General features: G+C 54.9%; 4 protein-coding genes and 1 pseudogene. 2 read left to right on the top strand and 3 right to left on the bottom strand.

Annotation, left to right across the window (positions count from 1 at the left end):
- Positions 1 to 305: 305 nt before the first annotated feature.
- Positions 306 to 551: pseudogene (locus A3K90_RS00570) on the bottom strand (DUF1016 N-terminal domain-containing protein); the annotation flags it as partial.
- A 551-nt stretch (positions 552 to 1,102) separates the two neighbouring features.
- On the opposite strand from A3K90_RS00570, the gene A3K90_RS00565 reads away from it, so the two are divergent.
- Together A3K90_RS00565 and A3K90_RS00560 are read left to right on the top strand one after the other, a co-directional pair.
- On the top strand, positions 1,103 to 1,507 hold the full coding sequence (locus A3K90_RS00565) for a PEGA domain-containing protein (protein WP_011357587.1): 405 nt from the start codon (positions 1,103 to 1,105) through the stop codon (positions 1,505 to 1,507).
- Positions 1,508 to 2,042: 535 nt separating this feature from the next.
- Entirely contained in the window at positions 2,043 to 2,510 is a 468-nt protein-coding gene (locus A3K90_RS00560) for a response regulator receiver protein (protein WP_303680669.1), read from the top strand.
- Between the two features lie 223 nt (positions 2,511 to 2,733).
- On the opposite strand, the gene A3K90_RS00555 is transcribed toward A3K90_RS00560, so the two are convergent.
- Both A3K90_RS00555 and A3K90_RS00550 read right to left on the bottom strand, forming a co-directional pair.
- Positions 2,734 to 3,126 (bottom strand): hypothetical protein, encoded by a 393-nt coding sequence (locus tag A3K90_RS00555; RefSeq protein WP_303680668.1) that lies wholly within the window; start codon positions 3,124 to 3,126, stop codon positions 2,734 to 2,736.
- A 2-nt stretch (positions 3,127 to 3,128) separates the two neighbouring features.
- A complete protein-coding gene (locus A3K90_RS00550) occupies positions 3,129 to 3,917 on the bottom strand; it encodes a hypothetical protein (RefSeq protein WP_303680667.1) in 789 nt (262 codons plus the stop codon).
- Positions 3,918 to 4,595: the final 678 nt, after the last annotated feature.

Below are 4,595 nucleotides of genomic sequence, written 5' to 3'. Positions count from 1 at the left end.
ACAGGGTCAGAGGTGCCCTCAGCAATACTGTTGATCAATCCGCTCAGGCGGGATCCGCCGATGCTTCCGGAAAGGCCGAAAGTACTCTGTTTTTTATCCATAACCCAATAGCATTGAGGTATACCAACAGCAAACCGGACTCACAAGCACAGGCGTTCAGCACCTAGTCCCCCGCACTCAGCAACGGGTTGCGTCACCAGATTATGCCGAAGCGCCCAGCGGCAGGATAGCTGAATAGTCGAACGGTTGAAGAAAATACCAGCTATATATCACATACTACACCAGAAAATACAAATTCGTATTCTCTGCAATGCCGCTTCATTTACATGCCACTCTCTGGCATCCTTGTTGCCGAGACGCAAAAGAGTCCGATAATGCGACCAGCTCAATTCGCGACGCACTGTGTCGTAAATTGGAAAAGCAAGATAAAACCGGCGCATGTGCCTCAAATCAGTGGCATCGAACCCCTTGCCGAGCTCATCAGTCAATGATTCTGCCAGTCGTGACAGCAGCTTTTTGCCATAAGCAGCCCGTGCCTGCCCGCATTGCTTTTTTGCGGGCATCAGCCATCAGAGCGCGCAGCTGAGCAAGCAATACATCGATATTCCCCGAGAGGCACCAATCATGCCCACGCATAGGCACCACCACGCCTGCATGGTGAAACGTCCCATTTTATTCCCCCTCCATGCTGAACAGTTACCAACCTAAACCGCTGCCTAGAAATCGGGGGCCACGTCAGAAAAAAAACGAAACGCCCGCACATGTCATTATCGATTAAGCGGTTTCAGCGGCTCCTCTTAACCTCAACCTGCAACGGCAGGGCAGGAATATCCCCCCCAAAGAGCAGTAGGCGGAATACCTATGCCGGCCTCATTTGAGAATTGATGCATTTATTTAATGCATAGGACAGCCGTTGTCCCATCCACCCCCCTACTATTCCATCAATAACACACGTGTCACCTGTGCCGTTCTTTGCGTACGCAGCCTCCTTCGGTTGGCTGCGCTTTTTAAACTCATAACCCTCATCATCATGAAAAGGACAATCATTACAGCATTACTGCTGGGCTTTATCGCACCGTGTTTTTCGGGATGCGCAACCATCATGGATGGTTCTTCGCAGAATCTCGGCATCTCCAGCACGCCGACCGGAGCAGGTGTTACGGTTGACGGAAGAAATATCGGCACGACTCCCCTTACCGTTGATTTGAAGAGAAAGGACAACCATACGGTAAAGATTGCGCTTGCCGGTCATTATCCGTATGAAATGACCATCACGAAAAAATCAAACGGATGGGTATGGGGCAATATCGTCTTCGGCGGATTGGTCGGATTGGCTGTGGACGCCATCAGCGGCTCGATGTACAAGCTGAACCCGGAGCAGCTCAATGCTGAACTCCGCAAGTCTGATCGTGCTTCTGTCACGGTGCAGGATAACACCATTGTTGTTGCCCTCACACGGACTCCGGATCAGTCCTGGGAAAAGATCGGCGAACTCAAGCACATGTAAGTCGGTTGGTTGGTGATTGCTTCAAAGGAGCCTTCGGGCTCCTTTTTGTATATTCTTCCACCCGTGTCACTCACCGTTCCCTCATCGAGCTGATTCACCGCCCAGGCCCCCCACCACTTCTTTCACATGCGGACACCCTGCGCGCATTGCTGCGCCGGAGAGCACCCTTGCCACAGGGACTTCCATCATCCATTCCGGAGCCTTCAACAAAACATCAGCCGGCAACTCGACGAGGAAATCGCAAAATTCCACACATAATGCCCCGAGATCGAAGCGCGGGAATTCAACCTCGCCCTTGACCGTTTTCTCTTCATTGACGGGGCCAGCTACCGCATCGGCGCATCACAGCAAAGACCCGGGCGAGAAATGGTTTGCATTTTCAACAATGGATACTGCAGCAGCGGAGATGCTGGGGAGAAGAGGGGGATGCCAGAAAAGGCAGGCGGGCTGCATCACTGTCAGAATAAGATAAAATATTCGTACTATACAGTGAAAGCAGTAGCAATGGAATGCACACAGAACCACTGAGGGAACCATGAGCACCAGAGCGGAACTCGAACAGGTACACGCCGGACTGAAAAAAGACTCAGCAGAAAAAGCTGAAGAGATCGAGCGTGCCACACAGAACCCCGGCGGAGCAAGAGCAGAGCTCACCCAGCTGCTCGACGCCATCTATGGGGCCGATATTCCAACCGACCTCAAGCGCCCGATGACAGACCTCCTGGTGCGGCTGAGCGAGCATGAACAGCTTGAAGAACGGTTCGGCACCCTCCTGACCAATGCGGACACGGCATTTCTGAAGCAGCTTCAGGCAACACACCCGAACCTTACGCCGAGGGAGGCAACGGTCTGCCTCTTCGTGAAACTCGGCTACGATACCCGGGAAATCGCACGGCGCAGAGGAATCACAACACGCGGGATGGAAAGCATCCGGTACCGCCTCCACAAGAAGATCGGAAGGGGAAAACACCAGGCGCTGAAGACCTATCTGTCAGGGCTGTAGGATCATACGTGTTCCTGTTCCGTTTCCGTGCCCCGCCAACAGGCCCATCCGTTTTCAAAGAAGATGCCTGCGGGAGCTTTGGCTGGCATCGTTCCGGTCCCGACGCAACTGGCAATCCCATACCCCGTCCGCCCCGCACTCTTATTGCCACACCTATACACCTGCAAGGCCGGCAATCACAGAGGAAAAATCCGGTAAGGCTTGAGCTCCCGCTCTCCCGTTCTCATTTCAAATCCTGAAGATACCGTTCAAATCTGCGGCACATCCGCTCGAACGCCTGCATGTCGGCCCGGGTCATCCGGTCGCAATGATCGGGCAGCATACCTCCATCAGCGACTGATAGAGAGAGCTTCTCCAGCGGGTCATCCCGGTACTCCTCATAGAGGGATACCTCGCCGATGATGGCGCCACCAAGCAGCCAGAGGTTGTCACGATACCCTGCGAAGGTCTTACGCGGCACCCCCTCATCATACAGCTCCTGCAGAAAACCGGCGAAAAAGGGCAACAGCTTCCGGCCGTAGGCGAAGTCTTCAGTTACACCCATCCAGCTCTTCGGCCACCCGTCGAAATCCCGCACCGAAGCGCGGAAACTCTCCGCTTCACTCTTCTTTACCATATTCACTTCACCCCCAGAATCCACCCTTCGAGCTGAGCAACAGGGTATTGGCCGGGCATCATGTCCGGCTTGAGGAACTCTCCGAGACTGCCGTTCGTATCAACCTGACGCAGCCAGGCGGCTGACACATAGGCGTCGTGCTGGTCGGGCGTGCGGCCATCCCGTGGACAGTCCCTGCTCCATAGTGAAGGGTAGATTTCCACCAATGCAGACTTGCCCGCAGGGATCTGCCAGCCGTCGAAGGGCCAGAAATGGATCCGGTCCCCGAGCCTCTCGCGCAGGTACCGCAGCCAGGGCAGTCCGGCATGGGTCGATTTGGCAACCGAGCCCGGCACATCGAAATGAAAAACCGACTTGGCCCCGGCCCGCTCCTCGGTGATGCGCCGCCACCGGGCGCTGCCGGAACGGGCCTCGCCCTCACCCCGCGAGCCGTCGCGGATGAAATCAACATACGTGTTTGCGTCATCGGTAGGCCAGTGCTTCTGGAAATCATCGAGAAATGCCGGCCACTCAGGCACCAGGCGGTGGACCTCGAAATACCGCAAGGGAAAGGAGAAGCCATGGTCAATGCCGACGATCGTCGGCACATCCTCCCCCAAGCGAACGGCCAGCCATTCGGCCAGGCCGATGCGGGTCCAGTACTTGCGGGGGCTTGGCGGAGGCTGTACTTCAACAGGCAGAGAGAGCCGATCTGCCATATACACCCGAATCCCCTTCAGGCTGGCATCCGGAGTTGCGGCACCGGAATAGTCGATGCCGATATAGCGATGGAACAACGGGACTGTCTTCATTGGAAAATTCTGGTGTATTTAAGGATTTGAGGGGCCGCTCGCTGCCTTCCGAAGGGCACGAGGTGCACCCGGGCATGTCAATGGACTCATGCATCAGAAACAGCCGGAACTCATCGCTGTCCCCGGCAAGCCGTACCATCTCATATCGGTGTCGTCGGAGAGTCACGCAGCCACTTTGATGAAGATTCTTATGGCCTTCCCTTAGGGCATTCCTTATGGCATTCCTTATGGCATTCCTTATGGAGTTATTGCGTTATGGACAGGCCGGCAGATTGTGGCAGGACGAAATATACGGATTCAGATCCCATAACCGGCCACGTTCCGGAACATGATGGCTGTGTATCCCCCTCGTTCGCAGCCCGACATGCATTTCAATAACGGTTGCCGGCTGTGCCGCGGAGCAGACACATGACGTCCCCGCATTCAGCATTGAATGCGCCAACAGGCACACACTGCTCCGAAAGGGATGTACACCGCAGGCTGAAACGCGCGACAGAAATTTCAACGGGCATGTGCCCAGACATTTTCATACCCTGCCATTCAACGCTTCAACGGAATGGACAACGATTTCAGCGATGGGAACAGAGGGGAAGCTGCAGTCCATTTCGATGACTCCCGGACAATGTCAACGAAGATGACGCATTTTTTTGAAAAAAACATTCACTTTTCAGCCGGGTT

It is taken from the genome of Pelodictyon luteolum (assembly GCF_001622165.1).
Classification (GTDB): Bacteria; Bacteroidota; Chlorobiia; order Chlorobiales; family Chlorobiaceae; genus Chlorobium; species Chlorobium luteolum_B.
This window is presented reverse-complemented; position numbering and strand designations above follow the sequence as displayed.

Excerpts from the sequence above, each read along its gene's own strand:
- A3K90_RS00555 (WP_303680668.1), bottom strand. The coding sequence starts at position 3,126 with ATGGTAAAGAAGAGTGAAGCGGAGAGTTTCCGCGCTTCGGTGCGGGAT.
- A3K90_RS00560 (WP_303680669.1), top strand. The coding sequence starts at position 2,043 with ATGAGCACCAGAGCGGAACTCGAACAGGTACACGCCGGACTGAAAAAA.
- A3K90_RS00550 (WP_303680667.1), bottom strand. The coding sequence starts at position 3,917 with ATGAAGACAGTCCCGTTGTTCCATCGCTATATCGGCATCGACTATTCC.
- A3K90_RS00565 (WP_011357587.1), top strand. The coding sequence starts at position 1,103 with ATGGATGGTTCTTCGCAGAATCTCGGCATCTCCAGCACGCCGACCGGA.